This is a genomic window from Burkholderia sp. 8Y (assembly GCF_902506145.1).
In the GTDB taxonomy this organism is placed as follows: Bacteria; Pseudomonadota; Gammaproteobacteria; order Burkholderiales; family Burkholderiaceae; genus Caballeronia.
In genome coordinates, this window is the sequence record NZ_LR733520.1 from 1,827,119 (window position 1) to 1,849,492 (window position 22,374).

Here is a 22,374-nt window from a genome sequence, read left to right on the forward strand (position 1 = left end):
GAGCGAAGCATGCCCAAAGTCATCCTGATTACCGGCGCGAGCCGTGGCATTGGCCGTTCGGCGGCCATTCTCGCGGGCGCGCGCGGCTGGTCGGTCGGCGTAAACTACGCGTCGAACGCGCAAGCCGCCGACGAAACCGTCGCGGCGGTGCGGGCGGCGGGCGGCAAGGCCATCGCGATTGCCGGCGACGTGCGTGACGAAGCCGCGATCATCGCGATGTTCGACGCCACGGAGAAAGCCTTCGGCAAGATCGACGGCGTGGTGAACAACGCGGGCATCGTCGCGCCGGGCGCGCGGCTCGCGGACATGCACATCGAGCGGCTGAAGCGCATTTTCGACACCAACGTGCTGGGCGCGTATCTGTGCGCGCGCGAGGCGGCGCGGCGTCTTTCGCGTGCGCGCGGCGGCAACGGCGGCTCGCTCGTGAACATTTCGTCGGCGGCCGCGCGCCTCGGCTCGCCGAACGAATACGTCGACTATGCGGGCTCGAAAGGCGCAATCGACGCGCTGACCATCGGGCTCTCGAAGGAACTGGGCCCGGAAGGCGTGCGCGTCAACGCGATTCGCCCCGGCCTGATCGAAACCGATATTCACGCGAGCGGCGGCAAGCCGGACCGCGCGCACGTGCTCGGCGCGCAGACACCGCTCGGGCGCCCCGGCACGGCGGACGAAGTCGGAGAATCGATCGTCTGGCTGATCTCGGATGCGTCGTCGTATGTGACCGGCGCGATTCTGGATGTGACGGGCGGGCGGTAAGCGCGTCGGGCGTTCAGAACCCGCCGCGTTCAGCAAGCCACGCTTTCTCTTCGGGCAACGTTTCGCGCCCGAGAATCCTGTTCCGATGCGGAAAGCGCCCGAACCGCTCGATGACCTCCGCGTGCTTGATCGCGTAGTCGTAAAAGCTCGCGATGCCCGTTTCGTCGCGCAGCTTCGCGAAAAGGCGCACTGATTCGCGCTGGCTGGCGAGCGTTTCGTCGTGCTCGAACGGCGTGTACACAAACGCGCGATGACAGGCGCTCGGCAGCCGAAGATCGTCGCCCTGCTCCACGAGCTTCTTCGCGATGGCAAGCGCCCGCGCGTCGCCGGCGAAAGCGCGCGGCGTGTTGCGATAGCAGTTGCGCGAGAACTGGTCCAGCACCACGATCAACGCGAGCGCGGAAAGCGGCTCGCGTTCCCATTCTTTCAGACCGCCCGCCTGCGCTTCGTCGAGCAGGCCGCCGAAGCGTTCGGTGAGCATCGCGTCGAATGCGCGCTTCTTGGTCCACCACTGCCGGCGCTCGGCGCCGAATTCCGGCGTACCCGGCGCGCCGAACCAGCAATCGAGGACGTCCTGCGCGCGAGAATCCGCGGTCAAGCCAGCTCCAGCACGAGCCGCCGCGTGCGCGCGCTCTTCTTCTCCAGCTTGGCGATGCGCAAGGTGCCGATTTCGCCGGTATTGCGCACATGCGTGCCGCCGCACGGCTGCAAGTCCACGTTTTCGATGCGCAGCAGCCGCACGCGGCCGAGGCCCATCGGCGGCTTCACGCTCATCGTGCGGACGAGTTCGGGGCGCGCGGCCATTTCGTCGTCGGTGATCCATTCGGTGCGGACGTCGTGCGAACCGCCGACGAGTTCGCGCAGCTTCGCCTCCACCGCTTCGCGCTCGATCGGCTCGACCGTCGCGAGATCGAGCCGCGCGTAGTCGGTCGTGATGCTGCAGCCATCGACCGGATACGGCAGCACGGCGCAGATCAGATGGCTCGCGGTATGCAGCCGCATATGCCGATAGCGCCGCTCCCAGTCAATCTCCGCGCTCAACGTGTCGCCGACCTTCAGCTTCCCGAGCGCGTCTTCCTGGCCCGGCGCGGGCACATGGACCGCATCGTCGGGCGTTGCGCCTTCGAACTTGGCCTTGCGCGTATCGGCGATGGCGATGATAGTGCCGTCCGCGAGCGTCAGCGTTCCGGCATCGCCCGCCTGCCCGCCGCCGAGCGGATAAAACACGGTCTGGTCCAGATGAACGCCGGCTTCGTCGATGGCGGTGACGGTCGCCTCGCAGCGCGTCTGATAAGCGTCCTCGCGAAAGAGTGCGCGTGTGGTCATGACTTCGTTCCTCGAATGCCTGGGATAGTCAGATGATCGGCAGATGATGCCGCAAACGGGCGCGGACCCGCCCGGTACACCAGCGGGCGAATCAGCCGGGACGGTTGCGCATCCAGTCGGCGGTATCGAAGAACGACGTGAGCAGGCGCTCGCGCAGCGGCTCGGAGAGACCGACGTCCTGCATCGCCCACGCCATGCAGCGCAGCCATTGATCGCGCTCGCTCGACGCGATGGCGAACGGCAGATGCCGCGCCCGCAGCCGCGGATGCCCGAAGCGGCTGATGTAATGATCCGGGCCGCCCATCCAGCCGCACAGGAACCAGAAGGTCTTGTCGCGCGAATTGTCGAGCGTCGGCGGATGCAGCGCGCGAATGCCCGCGAACTCCGGCTCCAGGTCCATCAAATCGTAGAAACGGTCCACGAGCGCGCGCACGCGCGCCTCGCCGCCGATCAGGTCGAACGCGCTCGGCGCGGCGTCCCGATTCGTCGCTTCGTCATCGGAAATCGGTTGATTCACTTCGCTCATTGATTTGCTTTAGCTGAGAACTTACGCGTCCCGCAGCGATTGCAACGCCGGGCGCGCCAGCACGCGCCGCAGACTGAGCCAGCCGCCGAGCCCCGCGCACGCGATGCCCGCGACGACGCCCGCCGGCACGAGCCACGGATTGAAATCGATATGGAATTCGAACACGCGCGACGCGAGCACGTAGCCGATGCCCTGCGCGCCGAGCGCGGCCATCAGACCCGACAGCGCGCCGACCGCGACGAACTCCGCGACCTGCACCGAGCGCACTTGCCGGTGCGATGCCCCGAGCGCGCGCAAGAGCGCCGACTCGCGCATGCGCTCGTCGCGCGTGCCGGCGAGCGCCGCGTACAGCACGAGCACGCCCGCCGCGAGCGTGAAAACGAAGAGAAACTGCACCGCGCCGATCACCTGCGCGAGCGTGCGCTGGATCTGCGCGAGGATCGGTGCGGTGTCGATGGCCGTCAGGTTCGGGTATGCGGCAATCAGGCCGTCGATCATGCGCTGGTCGTTCGCGGGCAGATAGAAACTCGTGATGAAGGTCGCGGGCAAATCCGCGAGCGCCTCGGGCGGCATCAGCACGAAGAAGTTGACCTTGAACGAATTCCAGTCCACCTTGCGCAGACTCGTGACGGGCGCTTCCACCGGCAACCCCGCCACATCGAAACGCAGCATGTCGCCCATCTTCACGCGAATCGTCTTCGCGATGCCCTCTTCCATCGACACCTGCGGCTTCGCGCTCGTGCCGTACCACGCGCCCTGCGTCACGCGGTTGTCGTCGGGCAGCGCGGTCGTGTAGGACAGGTTGAATTCGCGGTCCACCAGCCGCTTCGCATCCGGCTTGTCGTAGCTGTCCGGATTCACCGCGTGGCCGTTGATCGCGACGAGACGTGCGCGAACCATCGGCGAGAGCACGGCTTCGGCCTGGCCGTGGCCGTGCAGATAGGCGAGCACGCCGTCGCGCTGATCCGGCTGAATGTCGATCAGGAACTCGTTGGGCGCATCCGGCGGCGTGGCGTCGCGCCATCCCTTGATGAGATCGTTGCGCGTCATCGCGATCAGCAAGAGGCACATCAGCCCGATGCCGAGCGCCGTGATCTGCAACGCGCTCGCGCCGCTGCGCCGCTCGAGCGATGCAAGCGCATAACGCCAGCCGACGCCCGCGCGGCTCTTCTCGCGCCGCACGAAGCGCGCCGCCGCCCAGAGCGCCGCCCGGGCGATGACGCCGAACAGCAGCAGCCCGGCCGCGAACCCGCCCGCGACGATGACGCCGAGCTTCAGCTCGCCCGCCGCGACCACGAGCAGCGCCGCGAACAGCAGCACGCCGACGCCGTACGCCGCATACGCAACGCGGCTCGCATCGCCCAGTTCGCGGCGGATCACGTGGACCGGCGGCACGCGCGTGAGCGGCAGAAGCGGCGGCAGCGCGAAACCGAGCAACAGCACGAGACCCATCGCGATGCCTTGCAGCGCCGGCCAGACGCTCGCCTGCGGCAATTCCACATCGACGAGCGAGCCGAGCGCATGGAGCAAAACAAGATGTCCGATGAAGCCGAGCACGATGCCCGCCACGCTGCCGATCACGCCGATCGCCAGGAATTCGTTGATGAAGAGTGCGCGCAGCGTCCGCTGGCTGACGCCGAGGCAGCGCATCGCGGCGCAGCCGTCGAGATGGCGTCGCGCGAAACGATGCGCGGCCATCGCGATGGCGACGGCGGCGAGCAGCGCCGTCAGCAGCGAGACGAGCGTCAGGAAGTGGCTCGCGCGGTCGATGGTCTGCCGGACTTGCGGCTGGCCGTCCGACAGCGACTCGAGCGCGACGCCGCGCAGCTTGCCGCCATCCGTCTTGCCACGCGCGAACTGCGCGAACCGCTCGACCTGCGCGTTCGGCCCCGCCACGAGCAGCCGGTACGTGACGCGGCTGCCATAGCCGATGAGCCCCGTTCCCGCGATTTCATCGGCGCGCATCATGAGACGCGGCGAGAAGTTGACGAACGAGAAGCCGCGATCCATCTCCCGCGTGATGACGGCCGCGACCGTGAACGTGCGCGTGCCGACCTTGACCGCCCCGCCGACCTTCGTCTTCAGCGCGTCGAGCAGCGCGGGATCGACCCAGACGGTGCCGGGCGCGGGAATGCCTTGCGCGGGCGCGTCAGGGGCATCGCTGCCGGGCGCGATGCGCAGCGCGCCGCGCAACGGATAGCCCGGCGTCACGCCCTTGATCGCCGCGAGCCGCGACAACGGCGTCGGCGCCGCCGAGCTGACCATGCTCGGAAAGATGGTCGTGCCCGCGGTGTCGAGCCCGAGCGCACGGGCTTGCTGCGCGAACATCGGATCGACGGGGTGATCGGCGCGCACGACGAAATCGGCGGCGATCATCTGACGCGCATCGCGGGAGAGTCCCTGCCGCATGCGATCCGCGAGAAAGCCGACGCTCGACAACGCGGCGACCGCCAGCACGAGCGCGAGCAGCAGCATCGTGAGTTCGCCCGCGCGCCAGTCGCGGGCGGTCATGCGCCAGGACTGGCGCACGGTCTGCAGAAAGTCGAGCCTCGCGCTCGGATGCGTGTCGTGCGCTGCGTGCGGTCCTTGCGACGCCTTGGCCGCGGGTTTGTCGTTGGCCGCCGTGCTCAATCGTGCTTGCTCCGCAGACGGCTGATCGGGTTATGCGTGCCCGGCAGCATGTGTTTGGCCATGCGCGAGACGCCGCCATGCACGCCGCGCGCGAGACGCGGCAGCGCCCAGCCGGCGACCACCAGGAACGCGATCAGCATGACGAGGAACAAAAGCGGCACGAAAAACGCGAGCACCAGGCCGAGCGTCGCGCCGACATCTTCCGTCGCGGATGCCGCCCAGTTCGACAGCGGCTCCGGCGAGAGATTGATGAGCGCGCGCGTGCCCGCCTTGGCGAAATGCGATGCCCCGGCGAGCGTGCCGCCGGCGAGCGCGGCGATGGTAAGCAAGGTCGGATCGGCGTGGCCGAGCGCGCCTGCCGCGAGCACGGCGCCCGCCGGAATGCGAATGAACGTATGAATCGCGTCCCACAGGGAATCGACCGCGGGAATCTTGTCGGCGAGAAACTCGACGACCGTGAGCACCGCCGCGACGCCGATCACCCAGGGCGACGCGAGCACCGCGAGCGTGTCGGGCAGATGAATGACGCCCATGCGTGCGAACAGCCCGGCGACGAAAACCGTGAGGTAAAGGCGCAGCCCGCTCGCCCATGAAAGACCCGCCGCGAGCGAAAGTGACTCCAGCATTGCCGCCTCCTTGTTGCGCCAGCCGCGCGCTTTGGCCACGGCGCGTTGCTGTACCGGCTGAAACAGTTGGCTCGCTTCCGGTGCTCGAAGCCGACCGGAGAAAGCCGCGACGCGGGCGCGGGTGAGATGGAACCGCCAGCCTTCCCCGCGCGAAAAACGCCACATCACGCGAGGACGCCCGTCAGACTGACCTCAGACCATTATATCCACGCAAAAGCGCGCGGTGCATCGAGCGCCTGAGCGATTGCCGTTCCCGGCGCGACGCCGCGCCGGACGACGCGCCTTTCAGTGTCCCGACGTGAGCTTGAGCCCGATCAGCCCCGCGATGATGAGCACCGCGCTCACGATGCGCGCCGCCGACACCGCCTCGCCCATGAACACGATGCCGAACACGAATGCGCCGACCGCGCCGATGCCCGTCCACACGGCATACGCGGTGCCGAGCGGCAACTGGCGCATGGCCAGCGCGAGCAGCACGAAGCTGCCGATGGCCGTGACGATCGTGAAGACGGATGGTCCAAGCTTCGTGAAGCCTTCGGACGTCTTGAGCCCCGCCGCCCACGCGACTTCGAGCAGACCGGCGATGAAAAGAAGAATCCAGGACATTGGGTGACTCCCATGCAGATGGGGCCGTCCCCAATGAGTCGATGCGCGTGCGGTCGTCCGGCACGCGTTTAGCTGATGAGCGAAGCCCGAATTGTAGCAAAGGGGTGAAGCGCGCCGCGTGGCAAGCCAGAAGCAAAGCGTGTATCAAGGAACGACGCGCGTGCTTGTGTGCATCGCTGACGCAAACGTTGCAAGAATCGACCAAGGAGCGTTCATGCATATCGACCCGGTGCTGCTCTCACGCTTTCAGTTCGCGTGGGTCATTGCGTTCCATATCTTGCTTCCGGCTTTCACGGTCGGGCTCGCGTGTTTCATCGCCACGCTCGAACTCAACTGGTGGATCACCAAGCGCGATGTCTACCGGCGTCTCTCGGCGTTCTGGCTCAAGATCTTCGCGGTCTCGTTCGGCATGGGCGTGGTGTCGGGCATCGTGATGCCGTTTCAGTTCGGCACGAACTGGAGCCGTTACGCCGACCGCACCGCGAACGTCGTCGGCCCCTTGATGGGGTATGAAGTGCTCACCGCGTTCTTTTTGGAGTCGGCGTTTCTCGGCGTGCTGCTGTTCGGCCGCAAGCTCGTGCCGCAATGGGCGCACGTGATGTCCGCCTTGTTCGTCGCGGCCGGCACGCTGATCTCGTCGTTCTGGATTCTCGCCGTCAATAGCTGGATGCAGACGCCGCAAGGTTACCGCCTCCTGCCCGATGGCCGCTTCGAAGTGGTGAGCTTCTTCGACGTGATCTTCTCGCCGTCGTTTCCGTACCGGCTCGGGCATACGGTGAGCGCGTTTCTCGTGACCACCGCTTTCGTGATTCTCGGCGTCGGCGCCATGTACATGCGTCAGGGCCGCGCGATCGAGGAAAGCCGCGTCATGCTGAAAATGTCGCTGATCTTTCTCATCATCATGGTGCCGGTGCAGATGGTGCTCGGCGACGCCCACGGCCTCAACACGCTGAAGCACCAGCCCGCCAAGCTCGCCGCGATGGAAGCGTTGTGGGACTCCGGCTCGCGCGTGCCCGCCAATCTCTTTTCGATTCCCGATCAGGACGAAGAGCGCAACCACTTCGAGATTTCGGTGCCCGTGCTCGGCAGCATCTATCTGACGCACGATCCGAACGGCTACGTGCGCGGGCTCAAGGACTTTCCGCGCGAGGACCGGCCGCCCGTGGCCGTCGTGTTCTTCGCGTTCCACATCATGGTCGGCATCGCGATTTTGATGCTCGTGGTCGTGCTGTCGGGCATCGTGCTCTTTGCGCGCGGCAAGCTCGAACGCAGCAGGCGATGGCTGCGCGCGGCATCGTTCGCGATGCCGCTCGGCTTCATCGCCGTCCTCGCGGGGTGGACCACGACCGAAGCCGGCCGGCAGCCGTGGACCGTGTACGGCGTCCTGCGCACGCGCGATTCGGTGACGCCCTCGCTCACCACCGGCGATGTCGGGCTGTCCTGGCTGCTCTACGTGCTCGCGTACGCCGTGATCTTCGGCTCTGGAACCATCCTCTTGCGGCGTCTCGTGCGCATCGGTCCGTCCGAGGCCACGCAGGGCCACGAGAACGAACTGCTTCAGCCGAAGACGCGCGCGGCGCGCCCGCTCTCGGCGGTGTCGTCGGGCGGCGGGACGTCGCGGCAGACGGCGGACGTCGCGCCGAGCGACGACATCGTGCCGCCGCGCCGGCCCCGCTAGCCCATCTTCTGAAAATCGGAGAACGCGATGCTCGATCTCGTGCCGCTGTGGGCCGCCATTCTCGCGCTGGCCGTGTTCATGTACGTGCTGCTCGACGGCTTCGATCTCGGCGTCGGCATGCTCTTTCTGCTGCGCCGCGACCACGACGAGCGCAATCTGATGATCAACTCGGTCGCGCCCGTGTGGGACTTCAACGAAACGTGGCTCGTGCTCGGCGGCGGCGGGCTTTTCGCCGTGTTTCCGCTCGCCTACGCGATCATCGTGCCGGCGGTCTATTTCCCGATTCTTTTCATGCTGCTCGGGCTGATCTTTCGCGGCGTCGCGTTCGAGTTCCGCGAAGTCGTCGGGGCGCGCAAGTGGCTGTGGGATCGCGCGTTCGCGTACGGGTCGCTGCTCGCCACGTTTTCGCAAGGCATCGTGCTCGGCATGTTCATTCAGGGCTTTCCGATCGTGGGCCGCCAGTACACGGGCACGAGCTGGGACTGGGTCGCGCCCTTTCCGCTGCTGGTCGGCGTCGGCCTCGTGTTCGGCTACGCGCTGCAAGGCTCGACGTGGCTCGTGCTCAAGACCGAAGGCGACTTGCAGGCGTGGGGCCGCAAGATGGCGCGCGTGGCGCTGATCGGCGTGATCGCATTCATCGTGCTCATCAGCGTGTGGACGCCGCTGAAAGACGCGCGCATCGCCGCGCGCTGGTTCGGTTTTCCGACGGCCTTCGCCTTCTCGCCCGTGCCCTTGCTCACCGCGTTCCTCGCGTGGAAGCTCTGGTCGAGTCTTGCGAGAGGCCGCGAAGTGCTGCCCTTCGTCTGCTCGATGGGCCTCTTCTTTCTCGCGTTCACGGGGCTTGTCATCAGCCTGTGGCCGTTCATCGCGCCGCCTTCGGTGACGCTATGGGACGCGGCGGCCTCGCCGATCGCCCATCAGTTCTTCATCATCGGCACGTTGTTCCTGCTGCCGGTGCTGATGATCTACGTGGTCTGGTCGTACTGGGTGTTTCGCGGCAAGGTGCGCGGCGACATGGGCTATCACGTGGATTGACGGCGTGGCTGACGCGTCAGAGCTTCTGCTGAACCGCGAGCGAGAGAATGCGCGTCCACTTGCGCGCTTCGGCGCGATCGGTCATCGGCAGACGCCATTGGCCGTGCGCGGTATCGGCGACATCGAGGACGACGTGCCAGCCGCCACGCGCGTCGTCGCGTTCGAGTTGCGCGTCGCGCAGGTCCGCGAAGATGTAGTGGCCGCTCGCCTCGCCCACGCGCACATCCAGGAGACGCTTGCCCGCGGCGAGCCGCACGCCGCCCCAGTCGCGCTTCAGTTCGTGGGTCCAGCTGGTCGCCGCGTCGCCCTTGACGCGCGGCAGATTCGGCGCGATCTCGCGGCGCCGCGCGAGCCAGTACGCGATGCCCGCCGCGATCGCCGCCGCCGCGACCAGCGCGACGCCGACCGCGACGCCGAGTCCGAAGCGCGCATGGAGCGCGTCGAACGACCACACCGCGCCGTAGATCAGCGCCGCGAGCGCGATGAGTGCGAGAACGATCGGCATGGCGGCTACCCTTTGCGAAGCAACGATGCTGCCGTCATCACTGCGTCTTGTGCTTCGCGTTCCAGTCGCGCAACGCCTGCAGCGTGTTCGCGACATGCTGGTCCGGCGAGAGGCTCGTGTACTCGTAGATGACCTTTCCGTCCGGCGCGATCACGTAGGACACGCGATTGGCCATCGAGCTCTTGAAAGGCAGCGCGGCGTCGTACGCGCCGATGATCTTCGCGTCGGTATCGGCGGCGACCGGAAACTTGCTGCGGCATTCGCTCACGGAAAAACGCTGCAACGTGCCGATATCGTCATGCGACACGCCGATGACCGTGGCGCCCTGCGCCTTGTACTGATCGACGGCTTCGGCGAATTCGTGCGCCTCGACCGTGCAGCCCTTCGTGAACGCCGCCGGATAGAAGTACAGCACGACGGGGCCCTTCTTCAGCGCGTCGGCGAGCGAGTACTGGTAGACGTTGCCGCCGAGCGACGCCTGCGTGACGAACGCGGGCGCGGCATCGCCCGGCTTGAGCGTCGCGCGCGCCATCAGCGGATAGGCCGCGACCGCGCATGCAATCGCCGCCGAAACCGTCAAGCTTGCCACCGTCGTTCTTCTTTTCATGCGGATGCCTCTCCGTGATCGTGTTGGTGCCGCGTCAGTCGAGCCGCTGCTCGCTGAACCATGCCGCCGCTTCGACCTGAAGCGTGGCGAGAAGCGCGGGCGTCAGCGCGTCGAGCGCCGGGTGAGCGAGCCGGCTTTCGTCGATCGCGCCGATATCGCCGCGCTCCGCCGCCCGCGCGATGCCGAGCAGCGCGCCGAGTTCACCTTCGCCCGCGAGAATGGCCGAGCGGATATCGGCGGCTAGATGGAGCTTATCGACAATTTCGGCGGGCTGCATGTCGACCACCACGTGCACGAGCGAAAAGATGCCCGCCATGAACGCCGCATCGGAAAACGCTTCATCCGATGGACGCAGTGCGCCGGCTGCCAGTTCCATGAAGCGCGCCCGCGTGCCGACGAGTTGCAGAAGCGGGTCCGAACGCCACGGCAGGCCGCTGCCGTCCGCGTACAGCAGCAGTTGCGTCCAGCGCATCAACTGGCGCGTGCCGGCGGCGGCCACCGCCTCCTTCAGCGAGGAAACGTCCCGCCCCCGCGCATGCGCGCTCGAATTGGCGAGGCGCATGAGTTGCAGGACGATATCCGGATTGCGCTTGAGTTCGGCTTCCAGTACGCGCATGTCGGGCTCGCTGCCGAGCACGGACAAGAGCCGCAGGAGCGTGGCGCGCGCCGGGCTCGCGCGCCGCGCCGACAGAACTTGTGGCCGCGCGAAGAAATAGCCCTGAAAGAGATCGAAGCCGAGGTCCCGCGCCTGCACGAAGTCCTCGTGCGTCTCGACCTTTTCCGCGACGAGCAGCTTGCCGTGCTTCTTGACGAGCGACGCGAGCTCGCGCAAGTGCGAGCGTTCGGCGGCGAGCACATCCACCTTGACGATATCGACCGACGGGAGCGCGGCGAGCAGGACATCGTCGAGACGCGTCACGTCGTCGAGCGCGAAGCGGAAGCCATCGCGGCGCAACTGCGCGCAACGCTTGAAGAGCGCGTCGTCCAGCACGATGCTCTCCAGCAGTTCCAGCACGAACCGCTCGGGCTGCATGAGATGCACGATGTCGTCGAAGATCAGCTCGCGGCTCATGTTCACGTAGCCGGGATGCAGGCCGAGCACCGCCGGCACGCCGATCTCGCCGACCGTGCGCGCGACGACATGCGCGGTCGCCTGCACGTCGTCGTCGACGCGGGCGCGGTTCTCGGGGCTGTCGCGAAACAGCAGTTCGTACGCGGCGAGCGCGCCCGCGCCGTCGAGAATCGGCTGGCGGCCGACATAGACGCTCGGCTCGCGTGCGGAGCGCGGCTTCAGCGAGGAATCGGGCATGGCGCGATCGGAAAAAGGGCGGCGAATCCCGCAGGCGAAGGAACAATGCGGACAACGCGCGCGGGCGCAAAGGTTTGCGCCGGCGCCGGCACGAGAGCGGTCTCGAAGCCGCAACGGCGCGCGCGCGCCGGAGATGAAAGGCGATCGATCATGAGGCTTGACGTGTGCGACAAATTCCCGAATCGGACGACCGGGGCCGCGGAACGCGCCCTGGCTGGCGACGGCGGCCAAGGCGTTTTCCGCAGGAAACGCGCACTGTAACCGAAAATCGCCTTGCGCCCATGTTACGCATGTGCGCGGCGGCCGCGCCGCGCGTTTTCCCTGATTGCCGCGTCGCGTCTGCGTCACAGCCGCATGTGACGGTTAAAGAATTCCGCTGCTGCGCCGATAACTTGCCTGTTAGAGCGTGCCGCGCCTCATGCCGGCGCGCCGCACGCCGAGCCGCTCGAAGCGGTATCCGCGCGCCGCCGAAGCATCCGACGCCCGCGTGAGCGTCGACCATCGGCTGCGCGCCGCCGCAAAACCTTAACTGACCATGCAAGCGAACCGGACCCCCGTCTCCTGCCGCGCACCCTGGCGCATCGCGCTCGATGCGCTGCGCCGCGCATGGAGACCCGCCGCACGAGACGCCCGCGACCCGCAGGCGCAGGCGCCCGCCTCGCCTGCGCCTTGTGCTGTCGACGGCGCGGGCATCGCGGCCAAGCCCGCCGCCGCGCTCGAAGCGACGCTCGGCGCGGTCGATTTCCTCGCGCAAATCGACGACGCGCTGCGCTTTCAGTACGTGTCGCATGCGAGCATCGACTTCATCGGCTATCACCACGACTATCTGAGCATGCTCACGCTGCACGATCTCGTGCCGTCCGAGGAAGCGGGCGAACTGGATGCGCTCGTCGCCCGGGCGCGGGAAAGCGGCGAGCTCGAACGCGCGACGCTCCATCTCGTGAAGTCGCTCACCTATCCGATCTGCGTCGAACTGCGGCTGCTCGCGACCGCCGCGCAGGGCACGCCCGGCTTCGCGCTCGCCGCATTCGACGTGTCGCGCTGGCGCGAACGCGAAGATTCGCTCAAGCACGCGCTGCATCACGATCCGCTCACGGGCCTCGAAAACGCGACGGCGCTGCAAGCCGCGGTCACCGCGATGCAGGCCGAAGCGGAACGCACGCGCACGCACGCGGCGCTCGTGCTGCTCGATATCGACGACTATCAGCGCATCAACCGCGCGCTCGGCTCGGAAGCCGGCGACGACATGCTGCGCGAAACCGCCCGCCGCATTCAGCACACGGCGGCGCACGGCGAGCGCGTGGCGCGCGTGGCCGGCGACGAGTTCGCCGTGCTGCTGCCCGCGGGCGCCACCGCCGAAGCCGCCGAGAATCTCGGGCGGCGGCTGCTCACCGCGATCGCGCAGCCGTACCGGTATCGCGGGCAGCACACGCATTTGTCGGCGAGCGTGGGCGTGGCGTTGTATCCGGACCACGCGGCCAAGGACGCATCCAGCACGTCCGGCGTGCAGGCGAGCCTTCTGCGCATGGCCGATCTCGCGCTCGCGCAGGCGAAGGCCACGGGCGGCAACACGCTCGTCGTCCACAAGCTCGACGACAATCCCGCCGACGCCGAACGCCTGAAGCTCGAAGCCGATCTCTACGAGGCCGTGCGCAACGGCGAGTTCTCGCTCTTTTTCCAGCCGATCACGAAGATCCGCACGGGCGCGGTCGTCGGCGTGGAGGCGCTGATGCGCTGGCATCATCCGGTGCATGGGCTCGTGCCGCCCTCGACGTTCATTCCGCTCGCGGAATCCATCGGCCTCATCAACTATCTCGGCAACTGGGTGCTGAAGGCCGCGTGCATGCAGCTCGTGCAGTGGGACGGCATCGGCATCCGGCTCGACTACGTGTCGGTGAACGTGTCGCCGCAGCAGTTCCGCGACAAACGCTTTACTGCCGCGGTGAAGGAAGCCATCGCGCTGACGGGTATCGACGCGAAGCGCCTCGTCTTCGAGATCACCGAGAGCCTGCTGATGCAGGACCCGGAAGAAGCGACGCGGCTTCTGGAGACGCTGCGCTCGCTCGGCATCCGCTTCGCCGTGGACGACTTCGGCACTGGCTATTCGAGCCTCGCGTATTTGCAGCGGTTTCCGCTCGCGAAGCTCAAGATCGACCGCAGCTTTGTCGAGAACCTCATTACGTCCCGCAACAACCGCGCGATCGTGAGCGCGGTCGTCGGGCTCGCGCAGTCGCTCGGGCTGGAACTGGTGGCCGAAGGCGTCGAGACGGAAGCGCAGCGCGATCTGCTCGCCGAACTGGGCTGCGATCACATGCAGGGCTGGCTGATCAGCCAGGCGATGCCGTCGGACGAACTCGCGCGTTCGTTTCAATCGAGTACGCTCGTGTTGCACGAAACATGATGAGAGCACGAATGTTCGTGTTTTAGTCGAACAGCGCGCTTTAGTGCCCTGAATCCGTGTATCTTTCCGGGGCTAAGCCGCTGAATGGATGGATCGAGCTGAGCCGCTTCGGATCAGCCGTTGCGCAACAACAGGTTTTTTTACGCATGGCACGCACCAAGGCCGAACTACTGGACAAGTTGTGGGGGCGCATGAGCGAGCGCGGGGACTTCCCCATGCTTTCGCAGGCGCTGCGCACGACTGTGTCCGCGATGAGCGACGACGACCTCGACTTCACTGCGCTGGTGCAGGTCGTCCTGTCGGACTTCGGGCTCACGCAGAAGGTGCTGCGGCTCGCCAATTCCGCGATGTACATGGCTTTCGGCGGCAACATCACGACCGTCACCCGCGCGCTCATGGTGCTCGGCATGGACGCGGTCGGGCATCTCGTCGTGGGCCTGAAGCTCGTCGATCACTTTCATCAGAGCGCGCCGCGCCGCATCGATGCCAAACTCGAACTGAACCGCACGCTGCTCTCGGGCACGGTCGCGCGGCAAGTGACCGAGCGCATCGACTTGCGTTCGGCGGAAGAAGCGGTGGTCTGCACGCTGATGCGGCAAATCGGCAAGCTGCTCGTCGCGTTTTATCTGGAACACGAGTGGGACCAGTTGCGCCGCAAGGCGGCGACCGAGAACATCAGCGACAGCAGCGCGTGCGCCGCGCTGCTCGGCGTGACCTTCGAGGAAATCGGCATCGAGGCGGCGGACCGCTGGCGTCTGCCGGAAACGATTCGCGCCGGCATGCGCGTGAGCGATCTCACCGCGCCGCCGGACGAAACCGTGCCGAAGCATGTGCGCTGGCTGCAAGCCGTCACGAACTATTCGACCGAAGTCGCCGATGCGCTCACCGCGCAGAACGTCGCGGCGGACGGCCGCGAGTCGATGCTCGTCGATATCGCCGAGCGTTACAGCGGCGCGCTCAGCACGGACGCGGAAACGCTTGCCTCCATGAGCCTCGCGCTCGCGAGCGAGGAAGGCGGCGACGGCGTGATGCGCGAGATCGTCGAATTGCAGGCGAATGCGGACGCCATGGCGCGCGCGAGCGTGTCGGCGGAGGCGCGTATCGGCGCGAGTCTCGACGACTTGCGCTCGCTGCCGTCGAAGAACGCGCTTGCGCCGGTGCTGGCGCTTGCGTCGGAGGCGGTGCTGGCGGGGCTGGGACTGTCGCGTGCGGTCGTCTTCGTGCGCCAGGCCAACGATGAGTTTCAGGCGCGTCTTGGCATGGGCGCGGGCATCGAGCCGATGCTTCCCGCGCTGTCATTCAGCGCCGAATTCCGGCCGGACGTGTTTCATCTTGCGATCACCAATCCGGTTGGCATTTTTATCGAGAATGCTCACGATGCGCGCATCGATGCGCGTTTGCCGCGCTGGTACAAGGAGACGCTCGGCGAGGCGCAGGCGTTCGTGCTTTTGCCCGTGAAGTCCAACGATTCGACCGTTGCGCTCGTGTATGGCGACTGGACGGCCGGGCAGCATGTGCACAAGATTTCTGCGCAGGAGATGAGCGCGCTCAATGAGCTCACGCGGGAGCTGAGCCGTTTTTTTTCTAACGCGGACTGGAAGGAAGTCGAGTTGATCTGAGGTTTTTTCTTGCCTCCGGCGGTCGGTGCCTTTTTGTTCGCGACGTTCTTGTTTTTTCTTTTCTGCGTTTGCGTGCGGCGGCGGCTTTTTGGCGGGGAACTTGTTTTCGTGTCGGTCTATTAGCGTTGCCCCTCCCCGGGGCGGGGGTCACTTTCTTTGCAGCAGCAAAGAAAGTAACCAAAGAAAGCAGCTTTTTCGCCCGCTGTTCCAAATAACCGGAGCACTCCGTGGAACCATATTGGCCCTCAGCTTGAATCAACCCTGAATCACCTTCCGCGTCCGCTGAACGCCACGTCCTCCGAGCTCCTTGGCTCGACAGAACCAGTGGGGCACGTCCCGCTACTGCAAAACAAGTTCAACGAAAAGTCAGCTCCGTAGGCGGGGCGGGTAAGGCGGAGCGCGGCGCGTACGTGCTCGCCCGCGCTCGTCCCAGATCACGATGCATCTCCCCTATCCTCTCGTACGTCATTAATGGGTCTGGCTTGTCACCTGTCCATTTCTAGGGGTAATGTGCCGAGAAGTGTGCAGAAAGTTCGGAGGCAGGAAGATGCCGAAGGAAGGGGTGGCCGTGGTGTAAGTTGATGAATGTCGAGTTCGTCAACCTGCCCTCGGGAGGGCTTACGCCATGGCCACGACCAAGCGTAGTACGAACCGGCCGCCAGTGGAAGCGCTGGTTGCCGGTGACCGGGATCTGATGAAGGCGCTCATGAAGGATGCGCTTCAGGAAGTGCNCGCGCTGCTGCATAGCGGCGTGCGGCGTTCGGCGCTGCGGGCTACGCCCTTCGCACCGAACGTCGCACAGAAGGATCAACTGAAACCACTGGCATCCGGTTTCTGCACAGCTTGACGCACACAACTTTTCTAGGTGAGTAAGCACCCAATAAGCCGTATAAAAGACCCAATGGCGGAAGTGTCCCACTGGTTTTGTCGAGCCAAGGGGCTCGAAGGACGTGGCGCTCAGCGGGCGTGGAAGGCGATTCAAGGCTGTTTATTTACCGAGTGCCACCGCCTTTCTGCGGAGTGACCACGCTGTCTTTGCATCGTGCGGTTCAGAAAAAAGCTGCTTTCTTTGGTTACTTTCTTTGCAGCAGCAAAGAAAGTGACCCCCGCCCCGGGGAGGGGCAACGCTAATAGACCGACGCGAGAACAAGCTTCACGAAGGAAACAGCAGCAGAAACAAGCACCCCGCCCCGGGAAGGGGCGCGCTAATGGACCAACACGAGAATAAGCACCCCAAACAACACGCAAATGAAAAAAGAGGCTCAAGCCAGTTGAAACTTCCCAACAAGCCCCTTGAGCGCCCGCGCCTGATCATCGAGCGATTGCGCGGCAGCCGCCGCCTGCTCGACGAGGGCAGCATTCTGCTGCGTCCCAGCATCCATCTGCGATACAGCGTGTCCAATCGCCTCGATCCCCGACTTCTGCTCGGCTGAGGCCGCCGAAATCTCGCCCATGATGTCGGTCACGCGACGCACCGCGCGCACCACTTCCTCCATCGTCGCGCCGGCTTCCTGCGCGTAAGTCGAGCCATCGGAGACACGTGAAACCGACGTGTCGATCAGCGTCTTAATCTCCTTCGCAGCCGACGACGACCGCTGCGCAAGACTGCGCACTTCGCCCGCGACGACCGCGAAGCCGCGTCCCTGCTCGCCCGCGCGCGCCGCTTCGACCGCCGCGTTCAGCGCGAGAATGTTCGTCTGGAACGCGATGCCCTCGATCACGCCGATGATGTCGCCGATGCTCTTTGCGCTGGCATCGATACGCTGCATCGTCTCGACGACACGGCCGACGACCGCGCCGCCCTTCTCCGCGATTTCCGATGCGTTATGCGCGAGGGTGGTCGCCTGCATCGCGTTATCGGCGTTCTGGCGCACCGTCGAGGTCAGTTCCTCCATGCTCGCCGCCGTCTTCTCCAGCGCGACGGCCTGCTCTTCCGTGCGGCGCGACAGATCGATGTTGCCAGTCGAGATTTCGCTCGACGCCGACGCGATCGCCTCCGCGCTCGCCGCGATATCGCCGACCGTCGCGGACAGTCCCGACTGCATTTCGGACAACGCGTAAAGCATGCTGGCGTCGTCGCGGCGCTTGAGACGGATCGGATAGGCAAGATCGCCCGACGCGATGCGGCTCGCGATTTCCTTCGCATAAGCGGGCTCGCCGCCGAGCTGCCCGGACAGACGCCGCACGACCCATTCGCTGACGATGATCGCGAGCACGAAAAGCGCAGCCGTCAGCACCGACACCATGACGAACGACGAATGGAAAATGAACGCGGCGGCGTCGATGGTCACTTTTGCGGCGGCGCCACGGCGGGCGACGAGGTCATCGACCATCTTTTCGAGCTTGCCGGTCTCGACGAGCAGCGACACGTCCTGCGTGCCGACTTGCCAGTTCATCTGCGAGAGATCGAGCGGCTGCTCCTTCACCAGCTTGACGAAGCCGCGCACGTTGCCGCTCCATGTCGCGAGCGCGGCTGCGAAACGCTTCTGTTGCGCGAGCGCGTCGGTGTCGGCGTGATCGATGTATTGCGCCAACTGCGCCTGTTCCTTACCGATTTGCGTGAGCGCCTCTTCGATCTGGCTGCCGAGGTCGTCGCGCTCCTTCGCCGTCGATGCGGTGAGCAGCATCTTCTGCGAGCGGCTCGCGCGCAACAGATAGCCGCGCGTTTCCTCGGCCGCGCGGCTCGCCACGTAGCCCTGCGTATAGATGGATTCCGTCGCGCCGTTGAGCCGGCTGATCTGCGTGAGCGCGATCGCGCCGATCGCCAGCGTGCCCGCCAGCACGAGGCCGAACGCGAGGCGCAACGACGCCTTCACGGACAGCGGGCGCTTCGTCGCCGGAAGGCTTCCTGCGGCGTTCGCCGCCTGTGCTGAAGCCGTGGCCGGCAGCAAGCCCGCGCCTCGCGCGCCGCGTAGCGGAAAAAATTTCATCGATTTATCCCCGAGTCGTTTTTCTTCAAAGGGGCGCCGCGCTTTGCGGCACACCCACATCGCTGGTCTACGGCATGCGCCTCGTTTTCTTTAGCGCGGCGAGCACGGTCGTTCGTTTTGCGCGACTCAAAAGTTTCGTGCGGTCCACAGGTCCTCGTCTGTCCGATTCGCGACAAACCTTGGCATGACAACGCGCACGCGCCATCCTAAACTTGTCGGGCATTCCGTTCGCGCATGAATCGCGGGCCGAACAAACTAATCAAGACCACCGCTTCCTTTCCTCATCACACCATGCAAACGAGTATCGACAAAGGCGCTTTCCCCAGTTCTGGCGGTGCGTCGGCAGTGGATGCGGCGAACGCGGCCACCGCCGCCAACACCGCCGCGCCCGTGCAGCGCACCGTGTATTCCGTGCTCGGCGCGATCAGCTTCTCGCATCTGCTGAACGACATGATCCAGTCGCTGATTCTGGCGATCTACCCGATGTTCAAGAGCGAGTTCGCGCTCAGCTTCGGGCAGATCGGCCTCATCACGCTGACGTATCAGATCACCGCGTCGCTGCTGCAACCCATCGTCGGGCTTTACACGGACAAGCATCCGAAGCCGTATTCGCTGCCGGTCGGAATGGGCTTCACGCTGTCCGGCCTGCTGCTAATGTCTGTCGCCGGCAACTTCGGCACGCTCCTCGTCGCGGCGGCGCTCGTCGGCTGCGGGTCGTCGGTGTTTCATCCGGAATCGTCGCGGGTGGCGCGCATGGCCTCAGGCGGCAAGCACGGCCTCGCGCAGTCGCTGTTTCAGGTGGGCGGCAACGCGGGCTCGTCGCTCGGGCCGCTGCTCGCTGCGCTGATCGTCATTCCGCACGGCCAGCGCAGCATCGCGTGGTTCTCGGCGGCGGCCCTCCTCGCGATGGTCGTGCTCGCGAACATCGGCCGCTGGTACAAGCGTCATCCGGCGATCAAGAAAGGCCGCGCGAAAGCGGCGCACGCGGCGCTGCCGCGCGAAAAGGTCGTGATGGCGATGAGCGTCCTCGTGCTGCTCGTCTTCTCGAAGTACTTCTATCTCGCGAGCATCACGAGCTATTTCACGTTCTATCTGATCAGCAAGTTCGGCGTATCGGTGCAGGCCGCGCAGATCCATTTGTTCGTGTTCCTCGCGGCGGTCGCGGCGGGCACGATCATCGGCGGGCCGGTGGGCGACAAGGTCGGACGCAAGGCGGTGATCTGGGTATCGATTCTCGGCGTCGCGCCGTTCACCTTGCTGATGCCTTATGTGAACCTGTTCTGGACGGGCGTGCTGTCGGTGGTGATTGGCCTCGTGCTGGCGTCGGCCTTCTCGGCGATTCTGGTCTATGCGCAGGAACTGATTCCCGGCAAGGTCGGCATGGTCGCGGGCCTGTTCTTCGGCTTCGCGTTCGGCATGGGCGGCGTCGGCGCCGCGGTGCTCGGGCACCTCGCGGATGTGACGAGCATCGATTACGTCTACAAGCTCTGCGCGTTCTTGCCGTTGATCGGCGTGCTGACGGTGTTGCTGCCGAAGACGCACGACGTCAAGGCGTAAGGTCCGCTTCGGCAAGACGCCCGGTCATGAAGGCATGGCCGGGCGTTTGTCTTTCTGGACACGGTCAACGACACGTCGCGACGAGTTTCCTGTAGCCATTTTCGACGACAGGCTCGACCGCCTGACAGCGCGATACGCGCGTCGTGAGCTTTCGGGAAAGCAGAATCGTGTTGCCATATCCGCACGACATCCAGACGCCCTGGGCGTTTTCAGCGGCGACCGCGAGCGTCGAATTGCGGCATCGCTTGCGAGAAATCAATGCCGCGCGTTTGCCTTATCGCTTCGTCCCGGCTTCCAGCGCCGCCCTGATCTGCGCGAGCGCACTGGCGTCCTCGATGGTCGGCAGATCGCCCGGATCGCGGCCTTCCGCCAACGCCGCGATCGCACGGCGCAGCAGCTTACCGGAGCGCGTCTTCGGCAGCATCGATACGAAATGCACGCGCGCCGGACGCGCAATCGCGCCGAGTTGCGTATCGACCGCGTGACACAACTCCGCCTCCATGCCGTCGCGGGCGCCGGGCGCGTCGATGCGATCGGCGTCGCGCAGCACGACGAACGCCGTCGCCGTCTGCCCCTTCACCGCGTCGGTCACGCCGACGACCGCCACTTCCGCGACCGCCGCGTGCGCCGACAGCGCCTCCTCGATTTCGCGCGTGCCGAGCCGATGCCCCGCCACGTTGATCACATCATCGGTGCGCCCGAGAATCGACACGTAGCCGTCCTCGTCCTGCACGCCCCAGTCGAACGTCGAATAGACCATCTGGTTCGGCACGCTCTGCCAATACGTCTCGACGAAGCGGCGGTCGTCGCCCCACACGGTCTGCATGCAGCCCGGCGGCAGCGGATAGCCAAGCGTCACCACGCCCTTCTCGCCCGGCGCGCACGGCTCGCCGGTCAACTCGTTGCGCAGCGCGAGATTGAAGCCCATCGACGGCACGCCCGGCGAGCCGAGTTTCGACGGAAATGCCTCGATGCCGCGCGGAATGGCGAGCATCGGCCAGCCGGTTTCCGTCTGCCAGTAGTTGTCGATGACGGGCTTCTGCAACGCGCTCTGGATCCACTGCGCGGTGGGCTCGTCGAGCGGCTCGCCCGCGAGAAAGAGCGTGCGCAGGCTCGACAGGTCGTATTTCGCCATCAGCGCCGGGTCCTGCTTCTTCAGCACGCGGATCGCGGTGGGCGCGGTGAACATCAGGTTGATCTTGTGCTGCTCGACGAGCCGCCACCAGATGCCGCCGTCCGGGCGAACGGGCGTGCCTTCGTACATGACGGTCGTGAGCCCCGCGATGAGCGGCGCATAAATGATGTAGCTGTGTCCCACGACCCAGCCGATGTCCGATGCCGTGAACATCGTGTCGCCGGCCGCGCCCTCGAAGATGTGCGCCATCGACGCCGCGAGCGCGACCGCATAGCCGCCGACATCGCGCTGCACGCCCTTCGGCCTGCCGGTCGTGCCCGACGTGTAGAGCACATACGACGGCTCGTTCGATTCGAGCCACTCGCAGGGAACGTGGGCATCGAAAAACTGTTCACGCAGCGGCTCGTAGGCGACGAGATAGCTCGCCTGCAACCGCTCGGGCGCAAGCTGCCGGTCGATCAAGAGCACTTGCGGCACCTTGAATTCGGCGCGCGACAAGGCTTCGTCGACGAGCGGCGTGTAGTCGATCACCTTGCCCGCGCGCGCGCCCGCATCGGCGGTGACGATGAGCGTGGGCTCGGCGTCGTCGATGCGCGCCGCGAGATTCGGCGCCGCGAAGCCGCCGAACACGACCGAATGGATCGCGCCGATGCGCGCGCACGCGAGCATCGCGAAAAGCGCCTCGGGGATCATCGGCAGATAGATGAGCACGCGGTCGCCCTTCTTGACCGACAGCGAGCGCATGACGGCGGCCATGCGGTTCACTTCCGCGTGCAATTCGGCATACGTGTAGCGGCGCTCGATGCCCGTTTCCGTCGACACATAGACGAGCGCCTCTTGCTGCGCACGCGAGGCGAGATGGCGGTCCACCGCGTTATGACACAGATTGGTGCGCCCGCCGACGAACCATCGCGCGAACGGCGGGTTGCTCGCATCGAGCACCTGTTCGAACGGCGTCTGCCAATGGATGCGGCGGGCCTGTTCGGCCCAGAACGCTTCGGGCTCGTCGATCGACTGGCGATACGCTTCTCGGTAAGTCGGCATGCGCGTCCTCTGCAAGATGCAATGCGTGGCTGCAATCGTGGCTGAGTCTGTGCTGGGTCGGTGCGTCTGACTCGCTCCACAGC

Annotated in this window: 18 protein-coding genes; 6 read left to right on the top strand and 12 right to left on the bottom strand. The window is 65.8% G+C overall.

From position 1 onward, the window contains the following. Positions 1-9 precede the first annotated feature (9 nt). On the top strand, positions 10-756 hold the full coding sequence (locus GV035_RS19105) for an SDR family oxidoreductase (RefSeq protein WP_159836551.1): 747 nt from the start codon (positions 10-12) through the stop codon (positions 754-756). Between the two features lie 13 nt (positions 757-769). Here GV035_RS19105 and GV035_RS19110 read toward each other — a convergent pair whose 3' ends face one another. The 6 genes from GV035_RS19110 to sugE all read right to left on the bottom strand — a co-directional run bounded on the left by GV035_RS19110 (position 770) and on the right by sugE (position 6,471). Then, the gene (locus tag GV035_RS19110) at positions 770-1,354 is read right to left on the bottom strand and encodes a DUF924 family protein (protein ID WP_159836552.1); all 585 of its coding nucleotides are present in this window, start codon (positions 1,352-1,354) and stop codon (positions 770-772) included. Continuing rightward, positions 1,351-2,082 carry an alanyl-tRNA editing protein gene (locus GV035_RS19115; RefSeq protein WP_159836553.1) on the bottom strand — a complete coding sequence of 244 codons (732 nt, stop codon included), beginning with the start codon at positions 2,080-2,082 and terminating at the stop codon, positions 1,351-1,353. Before GV035_RS19115 ends, GV035_RS19110 begins: the two co-directional genes overlap by 4 nt. Before the next feature lie 91 nt (positions 2,083-2,173). After that, positions 2,174-2,608, bottom strand: a complete 435-nt coding sequence (locus GV035_RS19120; RefSeq protein ID WP_159836554.1) for a group II truncated hemoglobin — start codon at positions 2,606-2,608, stop codon at positions 2,174-2,176. Positions 2,609-2,629: 21 nt separating this feature from the next. Then, the gene (locus GV035_RS19125; RefSeq protein WP_159836555.1) at positions 2,630-5,239 is read right to left on the bottom strand and encodes an ABC transporter permease; all 2,610 of its coding nucleotides are present in this window, start codon (positions 5,237-5,239) and stop codon (positions 2,630-2,632) included. Continuing rightward, complete coding sequence (locus GV035_RS19130) at positions 5,236-5,865, bottom strand: DUF4126 domain-containing protein (RefSeq protein ID WP_159836556.1); 630 nt, start codon at positions 5,863-5,865, stop codon at positions 5,236-5,238. Before GV035_RS19130 ends, GV035_RS19125 begins: the two co-directional genes overlap by 4 nt. A gap of 285 nt (positions 5,866-6,150) precedes the next feature. Further along, a complete protein-coding gene (sugE, locus tag GV035_RS19135; protein ID WP_159836557.1) occupies positions 6,151-6,471 on the bottom strand; it encodes a quaternary ammonium compound efflux SMR transporter SugE in 321 nt (106 codons plus the stop codon). A 214-nt stretch (positions 6,472-6,685) separates the two neighbouring features. On the opposite strand from sugE, the gene GV035_RS19140 reads away from it, so the two are divergent. Together GV035_RS19140 and cydB are read left to right on the top strand one after the other, a co-directional pair. Next, positions 6,686-8,149: a cytochrome ubiquinol oxidase subunit I gene (locus GV035_RS19140; protein ID WP_159836558.1), complete on the top strand. Its 1,464-nt coding sequence runs from the start codon at positions 6,686-6,688 to the stop codon at positions 8,147-8,149. Between the two features lie 27 nt (positions 8,150-8,176). After that, positions 8,177-9,184 (top strand): cytochrome d ubiquinol oxidase subunit II, encoded by a 1,008-nt coding sequence (cydB, locus tag GV035_RS19145; RefSeq protein ID WP_159836559.1) that lies wholly within the window; start codon positions 8,177-8,179, stop codon positions 9,182-9,184. Between the two features lie 16 nt (positions 9,185-9,200). Here the strand turns inward: cydB and GV035_RS19150 are convergent, their stop codons facing one another. The 3 genes from GV035_RS19150 to GV035_RS19160 are packed head-to-tail and all read right to left on the bottom strand — an operon-like array spanning position 9,201 to position 11,605. After that, positions 9,201-9,689 (bottom strand): hypothetical protein, encoded by a 489-nt coding sequence (locus GV035_RS19150; RefSeq protein ID WP_159836560.1) that lies wholly within the window; start codon positions 9,687-9,689, stop codon positions 9,201-9,203. A 37-nt stretch (positions 9,690-9,726) separates the two neighbouring features. Beyond that, positions 9,727-10,296: a peroxiredoxin gene (locus GV035_RS19155; protein WP_159836561.1), complete on the bottom strand. Its 570-nt coding sequence runs from the start codon at positions 10,294-10,296 to the stop codon at positions 9,727-9,729. A 34-nt stretch (positions 10,297-10,330) separates the two neighbouring features. Beyond that, positions 10,331-11,605 carry an EAL and HDOD domain-containing protein gene (locus tag GV035_RS19160; RefSeq protein WP_159836562.1) on the bottom strand — a complete coding sequence of 425 codons (1,275 nt, stop codon included), beginning with the start codon at positions 11,603-11,605 and terminating at the stop codon, positions 10,331-10,333. Between the two features lie 535 nt (positions 11,606-12,140). Here GV035_RS19160 and GV035_RS19165 point away from each other — a divergent pair. Both GV035_RS19165 and GV035_RS19170 read left to right on the top strand, forming a co-directional pair. Then, positions 12,141-14,006 carry a putative bifunctional diguanylate cyclase/phosphodiesterase gene (locus tag GV035_RS19165; RefSeq protein WP_159836563.1) on the top strand — a complete coding sequence of 622 codons (1,866 nt, stop codon included), beginning with the start codon at positions 12,141-12,143 and terminating at the stop codon, positions 14,004-14,006. A 146-nt stretch (positions 14,007-14,152) separates the two neighbouring features. After that, positions 14,153-15,625 carry an HDOD domain-containing protein gene (locus GV035_RS19170; protein WP_159836564.1) on the top strand — a complete coding sequence of 491 codons (1,473 nt, stop codon included), beginning with the start codon at positions 14,153-14,155 and terminating at the stop codon, positions 15,623-15,625. Between the two features lie 1,262 nt (positions 15,626-16,887). Here GV035_RS19170 and GV035_RS19180 read toward each other — a convergent pair. Then, positions 16,888-18,555, bottom strand: coding sequence for a methyl-accepting chemotaxis protein (locus GV035_RS19180; protein ID WP_159836566.1), 1,668 nt, complete (start codon positions 18,553-18,555; stop codon positions 16,888-16,890). A 291-nt stretch (positions 18,556-18,846) separates the two neighbouring features. On the opposite strand from GV035_RS19180, the gene GV035_RS19185 reads away from it, so the two are divergent. Beyond that, on the top strand, positions 18,847-20,112 hold the full coding sequence (locus GV035_RS19185; protein ID WP_159836567.1) for an MFS transporter: 1,266 nt from the start codon (positions 18,847-18,849) through the stop codon (positions 20,110-20,112). 64 nt (positions 20,113-20,176) lie between these two features. On the opposite strand, the gene GV035_RS29945 is transcribed toward GV035_RS19185, so the two are convergent. Together GV035_RS29945 and GV035_RS19190 are read right to left on the bottom strand one after the other, a co-directional pair. Next, on the bottom strand, positions 20,177-20,371 hold the full coding sequence (locus GV035_RS29945) for an STY0301 family protein (RefSeq protein ID WP_442859575.1): 195 nt from the start codon (positions 20,369-20,371) through the stop codon (positions 20,177-20,179). 15 nt (positions 20,372-20,386) lie between these two features. Beyond that, the gene (locus GV035_RS19190; RefSeq protein WP_159836568.1) at positions 20,387-22,291 is read right to left on the bottom strand and encodes a propionate--CoA ligase; all 1,905 of its coding nucleotides are present in this window, start codon (positions 22,289-22,291) and stop codon (positions 20,387-20,389) included. Positions 22,292-22,374 lie beyond the last annotated feature (83 nt).